General features: G+C 65.8%; 16 protein-coding genes. 9 read left to right on the forward strand and 7 right to left on the reverse strand.

All coding sequences use genetic code 11. The features are described 5' to 3' along the window. Nucleotides 1-98 precede the first annotated feature (98 nt). Nucleotides 99-542 carry a chorismate mutase gene (locus AC07YR_RS17395; RefSeq protein ID WP_055796502.1) on the forward strand — a complete coding sequence of 148 codons (444 nt, stop codon included), beginning with the start codon at nucleotides 99-101 and terminating at the stop codon, nucleotides 540-542. Nucleotides 543-545: 3 nt separating this feature from the next. After that, nucleotides 546-1,571: a uroporphyrinogen decarboxylase/cobalamine-independent methonine synthase family protein gene (locus tag AC07YR_RS17400; protein ID WP_055796498.1), complete on the forward strand. Its 1,026-nt coding sequence runs from the start codon at nucleotides 546-548 to the stop codon at nucleotides 1,569-1,571. Here AC07YR_RS17400 and AC07YR_RS17405 read toward each other — a convergent pair. The 6 genes from AC07YR_RS17405 to AC07YR_RS17430 are packed head-to-tail and all read right to left on the reverse strand — an operon-like array spanning nucleotide 1,568 to nucleotide 7,935. Further along, the gene (locus tag AC07YR_RS17405) at nucleotides 1,568-2,281 is read right to left on the reverse strand and encodes a DUF4166 domain-containing protein (RefSeq protein WP_436058067.1); all 714 of its coding nucleotides are present in this window, start codon (nucleotides 2,279-2,281) and stop codon (nucleotides 1,568-1,570) included. The two genes, AC07YR_RS17400 and AC07YR_RS17405, sit on opposite strands and share 4 nt — an antisense overlap. 28 nt (nucleotides 2,282-2,309) lie before the next feature. Beyond that, complete coding sequence (locus tag AC07YR_RS17410; RefSeq protein WP_436058066.1) at nucleotides 2,310-3,602, reverse strand: DUF58 domain-containing protein; 1,293 nt, start codon at nucleotides 3,600-3,602, stop codon at nucleotides 2,310-2,312. A gap of 4 nt (nucleotides 3,603-3,606) precedes the next feature. Beyond that, the gene (locus AC07YR_RS17415; RefSeq protein WP_436058065.1) at nucleotides 3,607-4,635 is read right to left on the reverse strand and encodes an AAA family ATPase; all 1,029 of its coding nucleotides are present in this window, start codon (nucleotides 4,633-4,635) and stop codon (nucleotides 3,607-3,609) included. Further along, nucleotides 4,632-5,864 (reverse strand): DUF4350 domain-containing protein, encoded by a 1,233-nt coding sequence (locus AC07YR_RS17420; protein ID WP_436058064.1) that lies wholly within the window; start codon nucleotides 5,862-5,864, stop codon nucleotides 4,632-4,634. Before AC07YR_RS17420 ends, AC07YR_RS17415 begins: the two co-directional genes overlap by 4 nt. After that, nucleotides 5,861-6,514 carry a DUF4129 domain-containing protein gene (locus tag AC07YR_RS17425; RefSeq protein ID WP_436058063.1) on the reverse strand — a complete coding sequence of 218 codons (654 nt, stop codon included), beginning with the start codon at nucleotides 6,512-6,514 and terminating at the stop codon, nucleotides 5,861-5,863. The genes AC07YR_RS17420 and AC07YR_RS17425 overlap by 4 nt, the downstream gene beginning before the upstream one ends. A gap of 23 nt (nucleotides 6,515-6,537) precedes the next feature. Next, nucleotides 6,538-7,935: a DUF7847 domain-containing protein gene (locus tag AC07YR_RS17430; RefSeq protein WP_436058062.1), complete on the reverse strand. Its 1,398-nt coding sequence runs from the start codon at nucleotides 7,933-7,935 to the stop codon at nucleotides 6,538-6,540. Nucleotides 7,936-8,193: 258 nt separating this feature from the next. Here AC07YR_RS17430 and mtrA point away from each other — a divergent pair, with 258 nt between their 5' ends. From mtrA to secA, 7 genes are all read left to right on the forward strand, one after another. Next, entirely contained in the window at nucleotides 8,194-8,868 is a 675-nt protein-coding gene (gene mtrA, locus AC07YR_RS17435) for an MtrAB system response regulator MtrA (protein WP_011692552.1), read from the forward strand. Then, nucleotides 8,840-10,825 carry an MtrAB system histidine kinase MtrB gene (mtrB, locus tag AC07YR_RS17440; RefSeq protein ID WP_436058061.1) on the forward strand — a complete coding sequence of 662 codons (1,986 nt, stop codon included), beginning with the start codon at nucleotides 8,840-8,842 and terminating at the stop codon, nucleotides 10,823-10,825. Before mtrA ends, mtrB begins: the two co-directional genes overlap by 29 nt. Beyond that, nucleotides 10,822-12,543 carry an LpqB family beta-propeller domain-containing protein gene (locus tag AC07YR_RS17445; RefSeq protein WP_494734676.1) on the forward strand — a complete coding sequence of 574 codons (1,722 nt, stop codon included), beginning with the start codon at nucleotides 10,822-10,824 and terminating at the stop codon, nucleotides 12,541-12,543. Before mtrB ends, AC07YR_RS17445 begins: the two co-directional genes overlap by 4 nt. Nucleotides 12,544-12,645: 102 nt before the next feature. Next, nucleotides 12,646-13,557, forward strand: coding sequence for a ComF family protein (locus tag AC07YR_RS17450; protein ID WP_494734677.1), 912 nt, complete (start codon nucleotides 12,646-12,648; stop codon nucleotides 13,555-13,557). 177 nt (nucleotides 13,558-13,734) lie between these two features. Then, entirely contained in the window at nucleotides 13,735-14,460 is a 726-nt protein-coding gene (gene hpf / locus AC07YR_RS17455; RefSeq protein WP_028270189.1) for a ribosome hibernation-promoting factor, HPF/YfiA family, read from the forward strand. A 49-nt stretch (nucleotides 14,461-14,509) separates the two neighbouring features. Further along, nucleotides 14,510-15,757 carry a winged helix-turn-helix domain-containing protein gene (locus AC07YR_RS17460; RefSeq protein ID WP_494734678.1) on the forward strand — a complete coding sequence of 416 codons (1,248 nt, stop codon included), beginning with the start codon at nucleotides 14,510-14,512 and terminating at the stop codon, nucleotides 15,755-15,757. A 70-nt stretch (nucleotides 15,758-15,827) separates the two neighbouring features. After that, on the forward strand, nucleotides 15,828-18,569 hold the full coding sequence (gene secA, locus AC07YR_RS17465; RefSeq protein WP_436058057.1) for a preprotein translocase subunit SecA: 2,742 nt from the start codon (nucleotides 15,828-15,830) through the stop codon (nucleotides 18,567-18,569). Between the two features lie 129 nt (nucleotides 18,570-18,698). On the opposite strand, the gene AC07YR_RS17470 is transcribed toward secA, so the two are convergent. Continuing rightward, nucleotides 18,699-19,151 carry an Rv3235 family protein gene (locus AC07YR_RS17470; protein ID WP_436058056.1) on the reverse strand — a complete coding sequence of 151 codons (453 nt, stop codon included), beginning with the start codon at nucleotides 19,149-19,151 and terminating at the stop codon, nucleotides 18,699-18,701. Between the last annotated feature and the right edge of the window lie 7 nt (nucleotides 19,152-19,158).

A 19,158-nucleotide genomic window follows, 5' to 3' on the forward strand; every position in this document is an offset into this window, starting at 1 on the left:
GACGGCGGGCATTTCCGTCCCCGGCAGCCTCACACGGGAACGTTGCGGGGACGCTTAACAGCCACCGGGAATTGGCGGGGTGCCCATAGACTGGGACCATGACCGAGCAGAACCAAGACCTTCCAGACGCCGAATCCTACGACCCCTCAGCCAGCTCGTTGGCCGGACAAGTCGACCAATCGGTCATGGCGGAACTACTGTCCATCCGGTCCAGTATCGACAACATCGACGCCACGCTCGTGTTCCTCCTCGCCGAACGGTTCAAGGCCACGCAGAAGGTCGGTTTCCTCAAGGCGGCGCACAGGCTGCCTGCCGGGGACCCGGGCCGGGAGACTGCCCAGATTGCGCGGCTGCGCCGCCTGGCCGAGGAGGCCCACCTGGATCCGGCATTTGCCGAGAAATTCCTGAACTTCATCATCGGCGAGGTCATCCGGCACCACGAAGCCATTGCCGAAGACCACCAGGCCGCCGGGAACAACGGGTCCGCTGCCGGCCGGCCGCTGCTTTCCCCGCCCGCCCCGTCCACCGCCGTCGACGCCTAGGCCATGCCGGAATCGCAAGTAACTGCCACTGCCCTGGGCCCGTGGCCCGGTGACGATCCTTTGGAGGCGACGCGGATCGTCCGCGGCGAACTCGGGAACCCGCACCTGCCGTTCCTCGTGGAGCTTCCGGACCGCGGCGTCGGCTCCGATGCCCTCGGCCGGACCGCGTCACTCCTGGTGGACCTGGCCGTCGACGTTCAGCCCCACGGATGGCGGATCGTGGATCGTCCGGGGAAAGACCTCATGCGGGCGAAGTCGGCGCTGTCAACGGACATCAACGTCCTGGCCGACGTTGCCGGGACGGAAGAAAGCCCGGCCCGCGACTTCAAGGTCCACCTGCGAGGACCGCTGAGCCTGGCCGCAGGCCTCCACCTCCACAACGGCGAACGGGTGTTGCTCGACTACGGCGCCCGACGCGATATCGCCGCATCGCTGGCAGCCGGCGTCGGTGATTTACTGGCCCGCGTCGGCACGGCTGTGCCCGGGGCGCGGCTGGTGGTCCAGATCGATGAACCTGATATTGCGGCGGTCCTCGCCGGCACCATTCCCACATCCAGCGGCTACAGGACCCTGCGGGCTGTTCCGGGGCAGGAAGTGACAGAGGCGTGGCGCCTGGTCATCGATGCGGCCAAGGCAGCCGGTGCCGTCGAAACGGTGATCGCGGTTGCCGAAGTTGAGGCGCCCTTCGACCGCATTCTTTCGTCGGGTGCAGATGGGATAGCCGTCCCGCTCAAGGCGCTCACCTCCCGCCAGTGGGAACAGCTCGCCGGTGCGGTCGAGGCCGGCAAGAGCCTGTGGGCCGGGGTGCTCGCGGTGGGCAACCGGTCCGCCGCACTGCCGCGAGTGCAGGAAGCCGTGGAGAACGTGTGGCGTCCGTGGCGCCAGCTGGGCCTTCCCGCCTCCTCGCTCGGCTCCATCCGGGTGACGCCGTCCGAGGGGCTGGCCGGGCACACGCCGTCGTCTGCCACCGCCGTGCTGACCCGCCTCACCCAGGTGGCGGACGGGCTCAACCAGCTGGCCCTCGGCTAAACGCGGCTCTCCCACCGGTCCGGCCGGGCGTAGCCCGGGAGGTGGCCCTGCCCCGCGCTTTGGCCGGGGTAGGAGCGAAGGCGGTAGTCGAAGCTCCCCGCATACACCAGGACGAGACCCAGCTGCGGCTGGATCACCTTGACCTGGATCCGGTGCTTGCCGTTTTCGCCCTCCGCCGGTTCCCACCACTGCTCCGCGTACGCCTTGGCATCCAAGGCCGCCGGCAGCGGGATGCGCAGGGCACCCAGGAACAGCCGGGACGATTCGGAGACGCCGCGGAGCCTGCCTTCGGCCGTCACGCTCAGGTTGAGGTCAGTGACCAGGCGCCGGTAGCGGCCGACATAGTCCACCAGCCCCGGCTTGCTCCGCGAGTCGTCAAGGCTGGTGGTGTCATGGAACAACCGCGTGCGGCCAGGAAACTGGATCTCGCGCCTGGCGGTGAGGCTCGACCGGCCGAACGGATCGAGGTGCGCGTGGTTTTCGATCCGGAAGGGAATTCGCTCACCGTATTCCGGGAAGAAGGCTTCTTCCCCGCTGGTCAGCCGCAGCAGCGGACGGAGCCACTGCTGCCGGCACCCCACAACGTCGAAGACACCCTCCCCGACGCCGTAGCGTCCTGAGCCGGGAGCAAGCGAAAAGTACTCCTGGAGCTCGGGTTGCAGCCGGGCGAAGTCGCTGCCCAGGGCGCGTTCATAGATAGGCGTGGTCACGTTGGCCTCCTGGTTTTCGACACATCTTTCATAGTCTGCCCGCGGCTTTGAGCCGGATATAGGCGTCCGCCAGTGCGGGCGGCAGCTGGTGGGGTTCGGCGTCCACCACTTCCACCCCCATCTGGCGCAGCTGGATGGCAACCGCCTCGCGTTCCAGCAGTGCCCGTTCGGCGGCTGCCGCCCGGAACACCTGCGCCGCCGTCGTGCGTTCCTTTTGCATGGTACCGAGCATGGGGTCCCGCACGGAGGCAACCACCACAACATGCTGCTGCGCCAGCTGGGCGGCCATCGGCAGCAGTCCCTCTTCCGGTGCGCCGCTGTCCAGCGGTGTCAGCAGCACCACCAGCGAACGGTGCGCCGATATTTGCCGGATCTGGCCCGGGACCTGGCTCCAGTCCAGCTCAATGAGTTCCGGTTCCAGCGGGGCCATCGCCTGCACGAGCTGTCCCAGCAGGTTTCCTTTCGACGCGGAGCCTGCCCGTCCGCGCGTCCGGCGGTCGAAGGCGAAGAAATCCACACGGTCGCCGCCGCGTTCGGCAAGGACGGCCAGCAGCAGGGCGGCCTCAATTCCGGTATCGAGCCTGGGTTCATCGTCGATCCTCGCAGCCGCCGTCCGGGAGGTGTCCAGCATGATGACCACGCGACGGTCCCGTTCGGGACGCCACGTACGGACGACGACGGCGGACCGTCTCGCCGTGGCGCGCCAGTCAATCGAGCGCACGTCGTCACCGCGGACGTAGTCGCGGAGGGAATCGAATTCGGTGCCGGCACCCCTGATCTGGACCGCGGCCTTTCCGTCGAGCTCGCGCAATTTGCGGAGCTTGGACGGTAGGTGGCGCCGTGAGTGGAACGGCGGGAGCACCCGCACGGCGCCGGGACACGGGAGGGTCCGCTGCCGTGCGGCCAGCCACAGCGGGCCGAAGGCCCTGAGGGTCACGTGGGGTGCCTTCAGGTCGCCGCGCCGGGCAGGTTTCAGCAGCACCTTCATGCGCCGCCGTTCGCCGGCCGGGACGTCGGTGAATTGGCGCGGATTCTGCGCACCGGCGGACGGCTGCCAGGCGTCCCGCACGAGGCCGCGGAGCCGGCGCGGACCGGTGTTCCCAATGGTCAGGACGGATTCGCAGCTGCCTGTCAGCGTGACGTTCCCCGGAAGAGTGCGGTCCAACGTGATCTTCCGCAGCGGCGCGGCCAGGGCAAGGTCCAGCAGCAGGAGTGCGCCCAGGACCAGGCAGACCAGCAGGACCGTTCCCCAGCCGGGAAACAGCATCACGGGCAACAGCCCTGCCAGGGCCAGAAGTACGAACCGTCCGGAAATGGCCATGGCGTCAGCGGGGCACGGGCACAGTTGCCAGGATGCTGGCGAGGACCCCGTCAACATGCACGCCGTCCATCTGCGCTTCCGGCTGCAGGGCAACACGGTGCCGCAGGCAGGGGAGGGCCAGCGCCTTCACATCGTCCGGTGTCACGAACTGCCGCCCGGACAGCCAGGCCCATGCACGGGCGGCACTCAGCAGGGCGGTGGCGCCGCGCGGCGACACTCCGAGCTGGAAGGAAGGGGCAGCACGGGTGGCCCTGGCGATGTCAACGATGTAGGCGGCAACTTCGGGCGCCACCACCACGGCAGCCACTGCCTGTCGGGCCTCCTCCAGCTCGGCCGCACCCGCGACCGCGCGCACGCCGGCGGCGGCCAGGTTCCTGGAGTCGAAGCCGGCCGCGTGCCTGCGGATGACCTCGATTTCATCAGCGCGCCCCGGCAACGGCATGGCAAGTTTCAGCAGGAAGCGGTCCAGCTGGGCTTCAGGGAGGGGATAGGTGCCCTCGTACTCCACCGGGTTCTGCGTGGCTGCCACGATGAACGGAACGGGAAGCAGCCGGGAGACGCCGTCTGCCGAAACCTGGCGTTCCTCCATGGCCTCCAGCAGGGACGCCTGCGTTTTCGGCGGTGTCCTGTTGATCTCATCGGCGAGAAGGATGTTGGTGAACACAGGGCCCTCGCGGAAGCTGAACTCCGAGGTCCGGGAGTCAAAGACCAGCGAGCCGGTGATGTCGCCGGGCATGAGGTCGGGTGTGAACTGTACGCGTTTGGTGTCCAGGCTCAGGGCGGCGGAAAGCGTCCGGACAAGCAGGGTCTTGGCCACACCCGGAACGCCCTCCAGCAGGACATGACCGCGGCACAGCAATGCGATCAGCATCCCGGTGACGGTGGCGTCCTGGCCGACGACCGCCTTGGCCACTTCGTGCCGCACGTTGAGGAGGGCCTGGCGGACGGGATCGCTGCCGGGCGCTGCCTCCACCGTTGCCAAGGCCGGACCGCCGGGGCCGCCCTGTGTGAATCCGTTGGTCTGCTCACTCATTGGGCGGTTACCTCTTTCTCTAGTGATTCCAGCTGCTGGGCCCAGTGGACCAGCTCGCTCTCCGTGCGCGGGCGGCCTTCCAGCACGCGGGCTGTCTCCTCGCGGGTTCGCCCAAGGTGCCGTGCGGCGGCGTCGACAATTGCCGTTGACTCGGCATCCGGTCCCAGCCGGAGGACCCGGGCGAGGCGGACCAGCGTACCGGCCCTAAGGCTGTCAGCAGCCCTGTCCACGGCGTGGGCGTCGTGGTACAGCCGGGCGCGGCCCTCAGCAGTCTCAACGGCCTTGACCACCACCGGCAACGGCTCGAAGACCAGCGGTCCCAGCCGCCGGCCCCGCCAGGCCATTGCCAGCACGGCCACCAGCGCCAGCCAGGGGCCGATGAAGGCGACCCACGGCGCGGCAAGTTGGTCCAGGGTCTTGGGTGTGTCCTCCTCGGCCACGTCCGCAAGCCCGGGAAGGTACCAGACCAGGTTGTCCGAGGCCCCCAGCGTCCTCAGCGTCAATGCCGCATTGCCGTGTTCATCGAGCAGGCGGTTACTGAGTAATTGCGTGCTGCCCAGCACCACCAGACTGCCGTCGTCACTGGCGGCATACAGTCCGCCCAGGCCCTCTGCAGGCTCATAGCAGGCGCGGTCGGCCTTGTAGAGGTACGCGGACTCCGCTGTGACGGCCCCGGCGGCCGCGGGATCGTGGAGCCTGCAGCCGGGTTCCAAGGTTGCCACTCCGGACGGCACCACTCCGGCGGGGCGGATTTCGCCGTCGAGGGCGCTGAGCGTGCTGAGGCGGGGCGTGACCACCACCAGCCTGTCCGTGGCCTCCCGCAACGCCTGCAGCTGCACGGGGTCCAGGTAGCCGTTTCGATCGTAGAGGAACAAGGTGGTGCCGGTGCTGTCTTCGAAGGCGCCGGCCCCGGCGGCATCCTCCAGCGCCGACATCGTTGATCCGAAGTTATCGGTCTGGCGAACGTCCACACCCCGGCTCCGCAATATCTCGGCCGCCGCCCGCGCACCGTCAGGAGCTGCGTTGCGCGTGGACAGGGGGAAGCTGTCGCCGTGGGGGGAGAGCTGCGCCATGATCGACAGCCCCACTCCAACCGAAAAGACCAGGATGAGCAGCGTCCACGTCCGGTGACGGCGGATCCATGCGGCGAAGGTGTGGACCGGGCGATCACCGTCGGCCGCGCCTCCATCGCGTACCGGCCGGTTCGCCGATTCGAGGACGGGCGTCATCGCGGCAGCGCCAGGCGGTCCGCGGCCGGCTGGCCGAAGTCGGGCTTTGCTGCATCCAGGAGCTGATCCAGCGCAACTATGACGGCGTGGTCGCTGCCGGTGGCGTCGGCACCGCCGTACCGGACAGCGTCGAAGATGCCGGCCGCGTGCCGGAGTTCGGCGGCATGGCTGCCGAACGCCCCGGCCAGCTGGCCGGCCACCTCGTCCGCCGTCCGGCCGGGCAGGGGATCGATGACCGTGCGGTCCTCGGCAGACCGGACCATGGCGCGGAACTGTTCGACGATGGCGGTGCGCCACTCGGAGCGCGCTGCGGCCGCGGCCGCGCGCCGGCGGTACTCGGCCGGGCTGACGGAAGGATCGGCATCGACGTCGTCCCCGGCGGGGCGCTGGCGCCGGGCGTTCAATCGGGGGCGCGCGAGAAGGACAGCGACGGCGATGAGAACCAGGATTGTCACTCCGATGGCCGGTACCGCAACTCCGCTGTCAATGGCAGGGTCGCCGCTGCCGAGGGATCGCAGCCAATCGGTGAACTGCCGCCACAGATCGGTGAGCCAGTCGGGCTGCGCGTCCTGGTAGACGGGTTTGGAGAGCTCCTCGACGGCCCACCTGCGGGCCTCATCAGCGCCAGGTTCCACGGGAGGCGCGGGCACAGCCTCGTAAATGCCTGGCCCCGTCATCCGGCGCCCGGCGGCGGATTGGTTGGGTGCTGGCCGTAGCTCTGCGGCGGGTTGTATCCGGGCGGGGGTCCGTAGCTCTGCGGCGGGTTATAAGGGGACGGTCCGTACGGCGGCTGTGCGTAAGGGGACGGTCCGTACGGCGGCTGGGGCCAGATGCCGGAGGGAGGACGCCCCGCAGAGTTTGCTTCGGGGGCCACACCGCGCCCGGGAACGCCGTCGGCGTCGTTGCCCGCTTCGAGCTGCCGCTGGAGGGCGAGGTCCAGGCCCTCCTTGCGCATCCGGAGGTCAAAATAAAGAAGGCCCATCACAGAGGTCTGGAAAGCGTAGCCGACCGCCCCGACCACCGCGGTGACGATGATCGCAGCGACCCCGAGACCCGCGTCGAGGGCGCGCTGGCCGTCGTCGTCGCCGTGCGGCGCGATGACGGAGGAGAGCCCGCCGGAAGCAATCCCGAGGGGGACCAGCACAATCTGGCTGATGATGCCGATCAGGAGGGAAATGACCAAAACGATGCCGAAGATGCGCCACCAGTTGTGTCGGGTGAGCTGCCAGGACCTCCGCAGGCCGTCAAGAACGTCCAACTCCTCGACGACGATCGCCGTCGGCGCCAGGAGGAGCCGGATGGAGAGCCACAGGACGATCAGCATGGAACCGAGGAACAGCGGGACGAGGATCAGCGCAGAGGCTCCGCGCATGCCATCAATCAGGAGTACGACTGCGCCGACCAGAACGACGCCCAGGGTGATGCCGGCGAGGATCTGCAGCCCGCCATACGCCAGCAACGATCCGATCCTGGACCGCGACAGCTTCCACATCTCCTTGAATCCTGTGCGCCAGTTCAGGACCGACCGGGCCACGGGTACCGCCATCACACCCTGCAGCACAATGGAGATAAAGAAGGACAAGAGTCCCAGCAGGGCGGCGCCGATGAGGAGGCCGAAGCCGAGTCCGAGCATCTCGGGCGGAGCCATGCCGGATACCCACATCGCGATCGACTGTCCCCGCGATTGGGTCTCTGCGGTAACGACCGCGCTGACAACGGTTGCCAGGGTTTGTGCAAGAAGCGCCGCGCCCAGCATCGCCCCGGCGTTCCGCCTGATGGTCTGAAACGATCCATCCAGGATCTCGCCGAACATCAGGGGCCGCAGGGGCACGATGCCTGGCTTCGGCGGGGCGACGTATCCAGGCTGAACGTATCCGGGCTGACCGTACGCCTGCTGACCGTACCCCGGCGGCGGAGCCGGCTGCGTCCCGGGATGGGGGGAGCCCCACTGCGGCTGGCCGCCGTACGCGGGCGGCGGTGCGTTCCACTGCGCGGGGGCATCCCAGGGGAGTGGCTGCACCGGCTGCTGCTGGCCCTCCCGGGGCCGCGCGTTCGGATCCTGCTCTGACAACCTGTTCCTCCCCAAAAGACGCTGTCCGCGAGCCGCCCGGCCACAACTTCCGCCCGGCGCTCCGGACCGGCGGCGTCCTGCACCGTCCGGCCCGCTCCCAGCCTATAGTTTTGCCTGCATGCCTCATAGCTTCCGGCTGATTCTTCCCGCTGTGGCGGCGGTCCGCCGTCCGAAGCGCGCCCCGTACGGCGGTTGCCCGCGCCATGCCGTGTCGGCCCTCAACGGGACAAAGCCCATTCAATAGGCGAATATATAACTATGAAGGCACGCATTCTGGTAGTGGACGATGACGAAGCGCTGGCCGAGATGATCGGGATTGTCCTGCGCAATGACGGCTTTGAACCCGTCTTTTGCGCGGACGGCGGGCAGGCGCTGGAAGTCTTCCGTTCCTCGAAGCCTGATCTCGTGCTGCTCGACCTGATGCTTCCGGGCATGGACGGGATCGAAGTGTGCCGGCAGATCCGCGCCGAGTCGGATTCACCTATTGTCATGCTGACCGCGAAGTCGGATACCTCGGACGTGGTCCGCGGCCTGGAGTCGGGTGCGGACGACTACGTTCCCAAACCGTTCAAGCCGGCGGAATTGGTGGCCCGTGTCAGGGCCCGGCTCCGCCCCGGCGACCAGAAGGCACCCGAAACGCTGCGCATCGCAGACATCACCATTGATGTGGCCGGCCACCTGGTGAGCCGGAACGACGAACGCATCTCGCTCACGCCCCTCGAGTTCGACCTGCTCGTTGCCCTTGCCCGTAAACCCTGGCAGGTTTTCACCCGCGAACTGCTGCTGGAGCAGGTCTGGGGATACCGGCACGCGGCAGACACCCGCCTAGTGAACGTCCACGTCCAGCGGCTGAGGTCAAAGATCGAGCGAGACCCCGAAGCCCCCGAAGTAGTTTTGACGGTCCGTGGTGTCGGCTACAAAGCAGGTTCCTGAACCGCCCAGCGGCGAAGCCGGCCATGAGCCGGAGGTAGCCCGCCCGCAAAAAACGGAACACACCCACGTCCACAGCGCTCCGGAACATACCGACGCCATCGCGGGTGTGCTCTCCGGGTTGCCGTTCCGCGCCCGGATCTGGGTCCGTCGCGCCCGGATCGTGGGATTGCGGGTCTCGCGGCTCGTCCGGACCGGGCTGATCAGGCTCCTGCCCGGTGTCCGATTCCTGCTGCGGGCGCTCCACAGGCGCTGGCGCCGGTCCTTGCAGTTCCGGACGGTCCTCACCACGCTTCTGCTGTCGATCGGTTCCTTCGCAGTTGTTGGCGCCTACCTGTCGAACCAGATCGCCAACAACCTGTTCCAGGAGCGGTTGACGCAGGCTGAGTCGGAGACGCTCTATAACGTCAAACAGGTCCAGGACACGTTCGACGGCGCCCAGGTCACCGACCAGTCGAGCGTCATTACGCTTGTCTACGACACTTTGAATGCCGTGGAGGGGCGCGGAAACGTGATCCAGCGGCGGTACGTGTTTGAGGCGATGCCCGAGCAGACCAAGCCCCGCAACCGCTGGGTGGAATCGCGGGCCTCGGACCAGCTGACCATCAGCGTGATTCCGCCGGAGCTGCGGAAGGCCGTTCAGGAGTCCGGAAAGGACCAGTTCTGGGCATCCACGGAGTTCCCTGTGGGAACGGAAGACCGGCCGGGCATCGCCGTGGGCAACAAGGTCACGTTCAACGGCACCGTGTACGAGCTGTACCTTATTTACGACCTCAACACTGCGCAAAAGACCCTCGACGAAATACAGAACGTCCTCCTGGCCGGCGGCGCGGTCCTCGTTCTTATCATCGGTGCCATTGCCTGGTACGTGACGCGCAACGTGGTCAGCCCGGTCAGCCACGCCGCAGTGGTGTCGGAAAAGCTGGCGGCCGGGCAGCTCCAGGAACGAATGGTGGTCAAAGGCGAGGACGAGGTGGCGCGGTTGGGCGCATCGTTCAATCACATGGCCGCCAGCCTGCAGGAACAGATCACGCAGCTGGCCACCTTGTCGCAGATGCAGCAGCGCTTCGTCTCGGATGTGTCCCACGAGCTTCGCACGCCGCTCACCACTGTGCGGATGGCAGCAGAGGTTCTGTACGACGCGCGGCACGATTTCGACCCCATCAACAAGCGCTCGGCGGAACTGCTCTACAACCAGGTGGAACGCTTCCAGTCCCTCCTTGCTGACCTGCTTGAGATTTCACGCTTCGATGCGGGCGTGGCAGTACTCGACGCCGAGCCCACCGATATCCTTCAGCTCGTGGCCAACGTCGTGGAAGACGCGGGGCCGGTCGCGGCTGAGTACGGTTCGGAGGTCACCATCAATTCGCGGGAAGAGAGCATCGTGGTGGAGATGGATGACCGACGCATCGAGCGGATTCTCCGCAACCTGGTGCTGAATGCGCTGGAGCACAGCGAAGGCAAGCCGGTCAGTATTTCCGTCGCTGCTAACGACACCGCCGTGGCGGTAGCCGTCCGCGACCACGGTATCGGCATGACACAGTCGGAAGCCGCCAGGGTGTTTGACCGTTTCTGGCGTGCGGACCCCGCCCGGGCGCGCACCACGGGCGGCAGCGGGCTGGGCCTGTCCATCGCCGCGGAGGACACGAAACTCCACAACGGGTGGCTCCAGGCCTGGGGCAGCAAGGGGACGGGAGCGAACTTCCGGCTGACGCTGCCGCTTCGGCAGGGCGAAGCCATCACCAAATCGCCGCTCCAACTGGAACCGGCCGACGTCGAATTGCCGGGCGGATCGGGGCAGGGCACCATGCTGCTGTTTGGAACCGTTGCTTTCCCGGAGGGAGCAGGAGCCGACGCCGGTCCTGCCGGGCCCACAGGGCAGGCAGCGCCTCAGCCGGCCGTGCCGTCGGCAGCTGCTCCGGGGTTAAAGCATGGCGAGGGCGGGGAAGAAGCAAAATGACCCGTATCCCACGGCGGTTTGGCACGGTGGCCGCGGCCCTAATGACTGTATTGCTCCTGCTGCTAACCTCCTGCGCCCAGATTCCGCGCTCGGGTCCCGTGGGGAAAAGCACCGACGAGAGCGCGGGCAAGCCAAACAACGCGCCCGTCTTTTTCCCGGTTGCGCCGCGCGAAGGCGCCGGACCTGAATCCGTCATTGAAGACTTCTACCTCGCTGGCAGCGGCTACGAGGACGACTACGCCGTGGCGAGGGAATACCTCACTCAGGCAGCCTCCGTTGCGTGGAAACCGGACCAGCGCACCCTGGTCTTCCGCTCAACCAGAGTGGTCCGCACCGGGGTGGAAAACGTCTACAACTACGAAATGGACGTTGCCTACTCGGTTGATGCGGACGGGATTGCCACACAATTTCCCGAGGGCACCAAGGAGAAGATTCCGGTCACGCTGACTCAGGTGGACGGCCAGTGGCGCATCTCCGCCATCCCGGACGGGATCGCCATCCCGGAGCAGACATTTAAAGTGATATACGGCGCCTACCCCATCTATTTCTACGATCCCAGCTTCACTCACGCCGTGCCCGACGTCCGATGGTTCAACAAGAAGAAAACGGTCAAGGCGATGACCAGCGCCTTGCTGAGCGGTCCGGCTCCCTATCTCAAGGGAGCCGTGGTCAGTGCCTTCCCGTCCGGGATGAAACTGACGCGGGAATCCGTCCCGGTCGTCTCCGGCGCAGCGCAGGTTGACCTGTCAGCCAAGGAACTCGTGGAGGCTTCCAACGAGGACAGATTGCGGATGCAGACACAGCTGGCTCTCTCCTTCCGCGGCCAGCCGGATGTCGTCAACGTCGAACTGCGCGCGAACCAGGACCTTGTCCGGGTCGAGGACAACGGGTCAGTGCTGCCTCCTGTCCGGGACAAGAACGTGCCGGCCCGCCAGATCGCCGTGAGCGACGGCCAACTGGTCCGATATGAGAACAACCGGATCTCGCCGCTCCCGGATATCCAGTCGGTGGGGGCCCTCGGCCCGGTTTCCCCTGCCGAATCGCCGGTATCGCAGTCGGCGGCGTTCCTCAACGGCAGCCGGACCACGTTGTATTCCATCTTGCCGGGGCAGCCTGCGCGGGCCCTGACCACCCGCACCACCCTGACCCGCCCGTCGTTCGGCCAGCAGGATTGGGTCTGGACGGCCGGTCCCGGCGCCAATGGGGCAACGGAAGTACTCGCCTTCCGGCCCACCGGAATTCCGGAAGGGGCCAGCATTCCCACCGTCACGCTGGCCCCTGCCTGGCTGGCCGGACGCACCGTCAAAGAATTCCGCATATCGCGTGAAGGCGTTCGGGCACTGGTGATTTCTGAACAAAACGGAAGAACCCGGGTGCAGGTGACGGGAATCGTCCGCAGTGCAGACGGCACCCCCCGCGACCTCACGGCCCCGACCACCCTCCTGACCGACCGCGATCCGGACCGTGGCGTGTGGGTCAGCGACACCACAGTCGCGGTCATGAAAGCATCGGCAACTGACAACGTAACGCCCGAATTGCTGTCCCTGGCGGCGTCACAGCCCCAGCAGCTGGCACCCTGGCCCGGGCTTACGGCCATCAGCGCCGGCAACGGCCCGGAGGAAATCTTCGGGCAGTCCGCCGACGGCATATTCCAGCGCCTTGGAAACGGCTGGTCGCCCCAGCTGAAGGGGCCGGTGGACCCGTCATTCCCCGGCTAAGACCGGCGGGGCCTTGTCCACATATGCGCCGATTCCACATAGGCGGACAGGAGACTTCCGGTGGAGCCGCCCGCCATGGAGCCTTTGCATGTGGAGAGAAACGTGGACCCCGATCTTGAACCGCCGGCGCCCACCGCGGCAAAGCACCGCAGCGGCTACTCACAGTGGTGGCCGCGGGCTGCGGACGGTGCAGCGAACGCTGGCCGCGAGCTACTGGCGCTGGCGGCCCCTGTTGAATGCGTCTGTTGCGGGACGGAAGACTTCGCGCTGTGCGGACCCTGCGAGCGGGCGGTGCGTATCCTCACCAGGACCCCATTCCGGGCTGAGGGGCAGGCTCCTGCCCTCATGGACGTGAACGGTTCGGTGATCCTCCCCGTCGTGGCCGCCGGTATTTATCGCGAGGAACTTGCACAGGCTGTGCTGTCGTTCAAGAAACATGGCCAGGGGCAGCTCGGATCGGTGTTGTCCAAGGCGCTCGGTCGAGCCATCAACGGGGCGGGCGGAACACTGCGGGGATACTGCCTGATACCCGTTCCCACCACCAACAGCGCGTTCAGGAAGCGGGGCTTCAGCCCTGTGCACCTCCTGCTGCGGAATCTGGACCGCAGCGGGAGCCTCGGCGCCGGGAACCTCGCCGACGCACTCCGCAAGAGCCGTGCCTTTACGCAAGGGCCGTCTGCTGCCAATAATGACCTGTCCGGACGCCTCCGGGCGCTGGTTCAAGCCCACCCGATGGCCGGAGGCCAAAAGGGACTGGGGCGGGGCGCCCGCGCCAAACGTGTCCGGGGGTCCATGCGGGCAAGATCCTCGCCGCTCGCGCCGGACATCCGGGGACGCCCCTGCATCATCGTGGATGATGTCCTCACCACCGGGGCCACACTGGCGGAAGCAGCGCGTGCCGTCCACCGGGCGGGAGGCGTGGTGATGGGTGCCGTCGTGCTGGCAGCGACACGCCCGCCCGACGCCGCCGACCCATCGGCCGTTCCCGGTGCTCCAGCAGGGACTGGCGGCTGACATTGAAAAAAATAAATGAAGAAAAGGTGAATAACGGGTAGCGATGAACTAACGTCGGTTGTGGGTACCAAGATCAGTTGTACCTGTCGATAGCGGCTCGGAAAGGGGCTCGACTGTCAGTCAGATCGGCCCCGGGAAGTGCCGCCGTCGTGTCACCGAAGTCATTTGGAGGGCACCATGGAGTTCATGATCAGCGGACGGAATTTGACGGTTTCAGACCGCTTCCGCGAATACGCCGACGAGAAGATCTCAAAGATCGCATCGCTGGGAGACAAGGTCCAACGGGTGGACGCGAAGGTCTCCAAGGAGACCAAGGCACGCCAGACCGCAGACTTGCTCACGGTTGAGCTGACCGTCTTGGGCCGCGGCCCCGTCATTCGTGCAGAGGCAAGCGCCGCCGACAAGTTCGCCGCGTTCGATCTCGCTTACAACAAGCTTCTTGAGCGCCTTCGCCGGGCCAAGGATCGCAAGAAGGTCCACCATGGGCGGCACACACCCAAGGCCGTCCGCGAGGCGACTGCCAGCCTTGAGCCGGCAAGCACCACCGAGCCTCTGTATGTAGAGGCCATCAACCACCAGGAGCCCCAGGCTGCACCCGTTGAGAAGTCGCCCTACGAGGTCGACAATGACATCCCTGCAGGAGATTCACCGGTCCTGATCCGCCGCAAGGTGTTCCCGGCGGCGTCCCTCACACTCGACGATGCCGTCGACAACATGGAGCTCGTGGGCCACGACTTCTACCTCTTCGTGGATAAGGAAACCAAAGCGCCGTCCGTGGTGTACCGGCGCGACGGGTGGACCTACGGCGTCATCAGCCTGGACCAGACGTGCGAACCGGGCGAAGCAGCCGTCGAGGAAAAGATCCTCGCCTACCGCTCGGAGGATGAACCTGCGCGCCCTTGAGCCGCGAGTCCGCCTAAGCTGGTGTTGACCAGCCAACGGAAGGACTGACATGGGCGCATCGCTGAGCCTTATCCAGGCGCGGCGGATCGCTTTGGCAGCCCAGGGATTGGACAAAGGACGGCCCGCCGGACCCGTGAGTGCACGGGCGGTGGGCCGTACCTTTGACCGGCTCCACCTTGTCCAGATTGACTCCGTCAACGTTCTCGCCCGCAGCCACTACCTGCCTTTCTTTTCCCGGCTCGGAAACTATGACCGCGCCATTCTGCACCGGATGGCCTCAACGCATCCGCGCAGAATGACGGAGTACTGGGCACACGAAGCGAGCTTCATCCGGCCGGACCATTTTCCGGACCTGCTGCTGTGGCAGAACCGGAAATGGGTCGGCGCATCCGGCATGGATCCCGAACTTCGCACTGACGTAGCCGAAAAGGTCCTCACAGCTCTGGCCAATAGCAAGCCCCTGACTGCCCCTGAACTCACGGCACGGATCGGGCATGTCGAAGACCGTCGGACGGACAACTGGGGGTGGAACTGGAACGCGGTCAAGCGTGTCCTGGAGCACCTTTTCGAGGAAGGACTTGTATCGGCCTCCTCCCGGACCGAACAGTTCGAACGCCGCTACACGCTGTCCGCCAAGGTGTACACCGCGTTGGACGGCGGGGGCGCGCAGGACGCCGACCCCGCGGGAGCGATGGACCGGCTCATTGAAGCCGCTGCAAGGGCCCATGGCATCGGCACCGTGCGCTGCTTCGCCGACTACTTCCGCACGCCGATGAAGGCTGCCGCCATCGCGGTGGAGCACCTGGTCGACGGGGGCAGACTTGAGCTGGTATCGGTCCGGGGCTGGGACCGGCCGGTTTACCGGCATGTTGACGCCCGGTTGCCCCGCGCGGCAACCGGGCGGGCGCTTCTGAGTCCTTTTGACTCGCTTGTCTTTGAGCGTCGGCGGCTGGAGGAGCTCTTCGGCTTCCACTTCAGGATCGAGATCTACACTCCGGAGGCCAAGCGACGCTTCGGGTACTACGTCCTCCCGTTCCTGCTTCGGGACGGCATCGTGGCTCGTGTGGACCTCAAAGCCGACAGGCCGGCCGGCCTGCTCCTCGCGAGGGCGGCGCACGCCGAACCGGGTGCTCCAGCCGACACCGCCGTTGAACTTGCCATGGAGCTCCGCCTCATGGCCGAATGGCTGGGGCTTGACGGCGTGGTTGTCTCGCCGGTCGGCGACCTTGCCGCTTCCCTTGCTGAGGCCGTCGCTGCCCACGAAACCGGACTATCCGCTCTCAGGGAACAGGCGTAACGTGCCGTGCGTGTCTCCCGTAGACTGAACACGCCAGAATTCGGCAGCTTGAGACTGGGAGCAACTTCACGTGGCATCACTTATCGAAAAACTTCTCCGTACGGGTGACAAAAAAACCCTGAGGCAATTGAGGAACTATGCCGATTCCATCAATGCCCTGGAGAGCTCTTTCAAGACCTTCACGGACGCCGAACTGCGTGAAGAAACCGGACGGCTCCGGGAACGCCACCAGGACGGCGAAAAGCTCGACGATCTCCTGCCGGAGGCTTTCGCCGCCGTCCGCGAAGCTTCCTCCCGAACCTTGGGAATGCGGCACTTCGACGTTCAGCTGATGGGCGGCGCAGCCCTGCATCTGGGCAACATTGCCGAAATGAAGACCGGCGAAGGAAAGACTCTCGTGGCCACCGCTCCGGCCTACCTCAACGCCCTGGCCGGCAATGGTGTCCACGTCATCACCGTGAACGACTACCTCGCCGAATACCAGTCCGACCTCATGGGCCGCGTCTACCGCTTCCTTGGCCTGAGCAGCGGCTGCATCCTGTCCAACCAGGACCCTGCCGTACGCCGCGAACAATACGCCGCGGACATCACCTACGGCACCAACAACGAGTTCGGTTTTGACTACCTGCGCGACAACATGGCCTGGGACAAATCAGAACTGGTCCAGCGCGGCCACCACTTCGCGATCGTTGACGAAGTGGACTCCATCCTCATCGACGAGGCCCGTACCCCGCTCATCATTTCCGGTCCGGCCCAAGGCGACACGAACCGCTGGTACAGCGAATTCGCCAAGGTGGTCCTCCGGCTCCAGGCCGACACCGACTATGAGGTCGACGAAAAGAAGCGCACCGTGGGTGTGCTCGAAGCCGGAATCGAAAAGGTCGAGGACTACCTCGGCATCCACAATCTCTATGAGTCAGCCAACACCCCGCTGATCGGCTTCCTGAACAACGCCATCAAGGCCAAGGAGCTCTTCAAGCGGGACAAGGACTACGTCATCCTCGACGGCGAAGTCCTGATCGTTGACGAACACACCGGCCGCATCCTGGCCGGCCGCCGGTACAACGAGGGAATGCACCAGGCGATCGAGGCCAAGGAAGGCGTCGAAATCAAGGCCGAGAACCAGACGCTGGCCACCGTCACGCTGCAGAACTACTTCCGCATGTACGACAAGCTTTCGGGCATGACCGGCACCGCCGAAACCGAAGCCGCGGAATTCATGGGCACCTACAAGCTCGGAGTGGTGGCCATCCCCACCAACCGGGACATGCAGCGCATCGATCAGTCGGACCTGGTCTACAAGAACGAAGCGGTCAAGTTCGACGCCGTCGTCAAGGACATCGCTGAGCGCCACGAAAAGGGCCAGCCCGTCCTCGTTGGAACCACCAGCGTTGAGAAGAGCGAATACCTCTCAAGGCTGCTGGCCAAGGAAGGCATCCGGCACGAGGTACTGAACGCGAAGAACCACGCCCGTGAAGCCGCGATCGTCGCGCAGGCCGGCCGTAAGGGCGCCGTGACTGTCGCCACGAACATGGCCGGTCGCGGTACCGACATCATGCTGGGCGGAAACGCCGAATTCACCGCCGTCGCCGAACTGGCCGCCAAAGGCCTGGATCCGGAAGAAAACTCGGAAGAGTACGAAGCAGCCTGGCCTGCGGCGCTCGAAGCGGCCAAACAAGCAGTCAAGGACGAGCACGAAGAAGTGCTGAACCTCGGTGGACTCTACGTCCTGGGCACCGAACGCCACGAGTCGCGCCGCATCGACAACCAGCTCCGCGGCCGTTCCGGACGTCAGGGCGACCCCGGTGAGTCACGGTTCTACCTGTCCCTCACAGATGACCTAATGCGTTTGTTCAATTCGGGCGCGGCCGAACGGCTCATGAACAGTTCGGTGCCGGACGACGTCGCACTGGAGTCGAAACTGGTGTCCCGTGCCATTGCATCTGCGCAGGGCCAGGTTGAAGGCCGCAACGCGGAACAGCGCAAGAACGTGCTGAAGTACGACGACGTCCTCAACCGCCAGCGTGAAGCAATCTACGGCGACCGCCGGCGCATCCTCGAGGGAGACGACCTGCACGAGAAAGTGCAGTTCTTCATCGAGGACACCATCACTGCCCTCATCGACGCAGCAACCACCGAAGGCACCGGCGACGACTGGGACTTCAACCAGCTCTGGACGAACCTGAAGACGCTCTACCCCGTCAGCGTTACATCCCACGACGTTATCGACGAGGCCGGCGGCAAGTCCCGCATCACGGTGGACTTCCTGAAGGAAGAGATTCTTTCCGACGCCCGACTGGTCTACCAGGCCAGGGAACAGGTCATCGGATCCGAGAGCATGCGCGAACTGGAACGCCGGGTGGTCCTGTCTGTGATCGGCCGGAAGTGGCAGGAGCATCTCTACGAGATGGACTACCTGAAGGAAGGCATCGGCCTTAGGGCGATGGCCCAGCGAGATCCCCTGGTGGAGTACCAGCGCGAGGGTTTCATCATGTTCCAGGCCATGATGGAGGCCATCCGTGAGGAAAGCGTCGGATTCCTGTTCAACCTTGAGGTCGAGGTGACTCCCGCGGAAGACGTGGTGGTAGCCGACGGCGCCGGGGAACACACGGAGCACCATGAGCCGCAGATCCGTGCGGCCGGCCTGGAGGCTCCGGAGAAGCCCGCGCAGTTGCAGTACACCGCACCGGGAGAAGACGGCGCCAGCCAGACGCGTGTCGAGGGAAGGACCTCCGGGCGTTCGGGAAATCCGGCCAAGGCCGCTGCCCAGGACGGCACCCGGAAGCCCGCTCCGAAAAAGAAGAAGCGCTAGGAAAAGACGGCTGCCGAAGCAGCCGTACCTTGAATACGGATGAGGACCGGAACAACTGTTCCGGTCCTCATTCGTCTTCGCGCAGGTGTGGAGGGGTGGCTTGTGCGGCGGCGCCTTCACGAAGAACAGTCAGCCGATCTCCAGCGCGGTGATCCGCCACACCTGATTGCTGCGCTCAAGCCTCACTGCCACTGCACGGACCCGTAGTTCATCCACCACGACGGCACTTGCCTCGTAGATCCCAGCGGCGACTTGGCAGGCGCGGACCGACCGGACGGCCGGATTGCGGTGCAGTCGCCCTGCTGTCGGAGACGGACCGGCAGCAAGCCGTCGGGTCAGTGCGGCACGGTGCTGCAGTGATGCCAGGCATCGTTGGTCAAGCCTGCGTGAGAGCTGCTGGACAGGACGCGTTCCCGCCAGCACCTCGATTGCGGCCTGCACCGTCCCTCGGGCAATGGCACAGATTTCCCTGTTCTCATCCACCGTCTGGAGGGCACGCCGGCTCTCGGTGGCTTGAACCCGGCTACCGTCGCTGGATCGTTCCGCCTGCGGCAGTGTGGGGACCAGATGCAATGCGCTCATGACGTTT

Source organism: Arthrobacter sp. GW460-12-1-14-TSB2, from assembly GCF_059423525.1.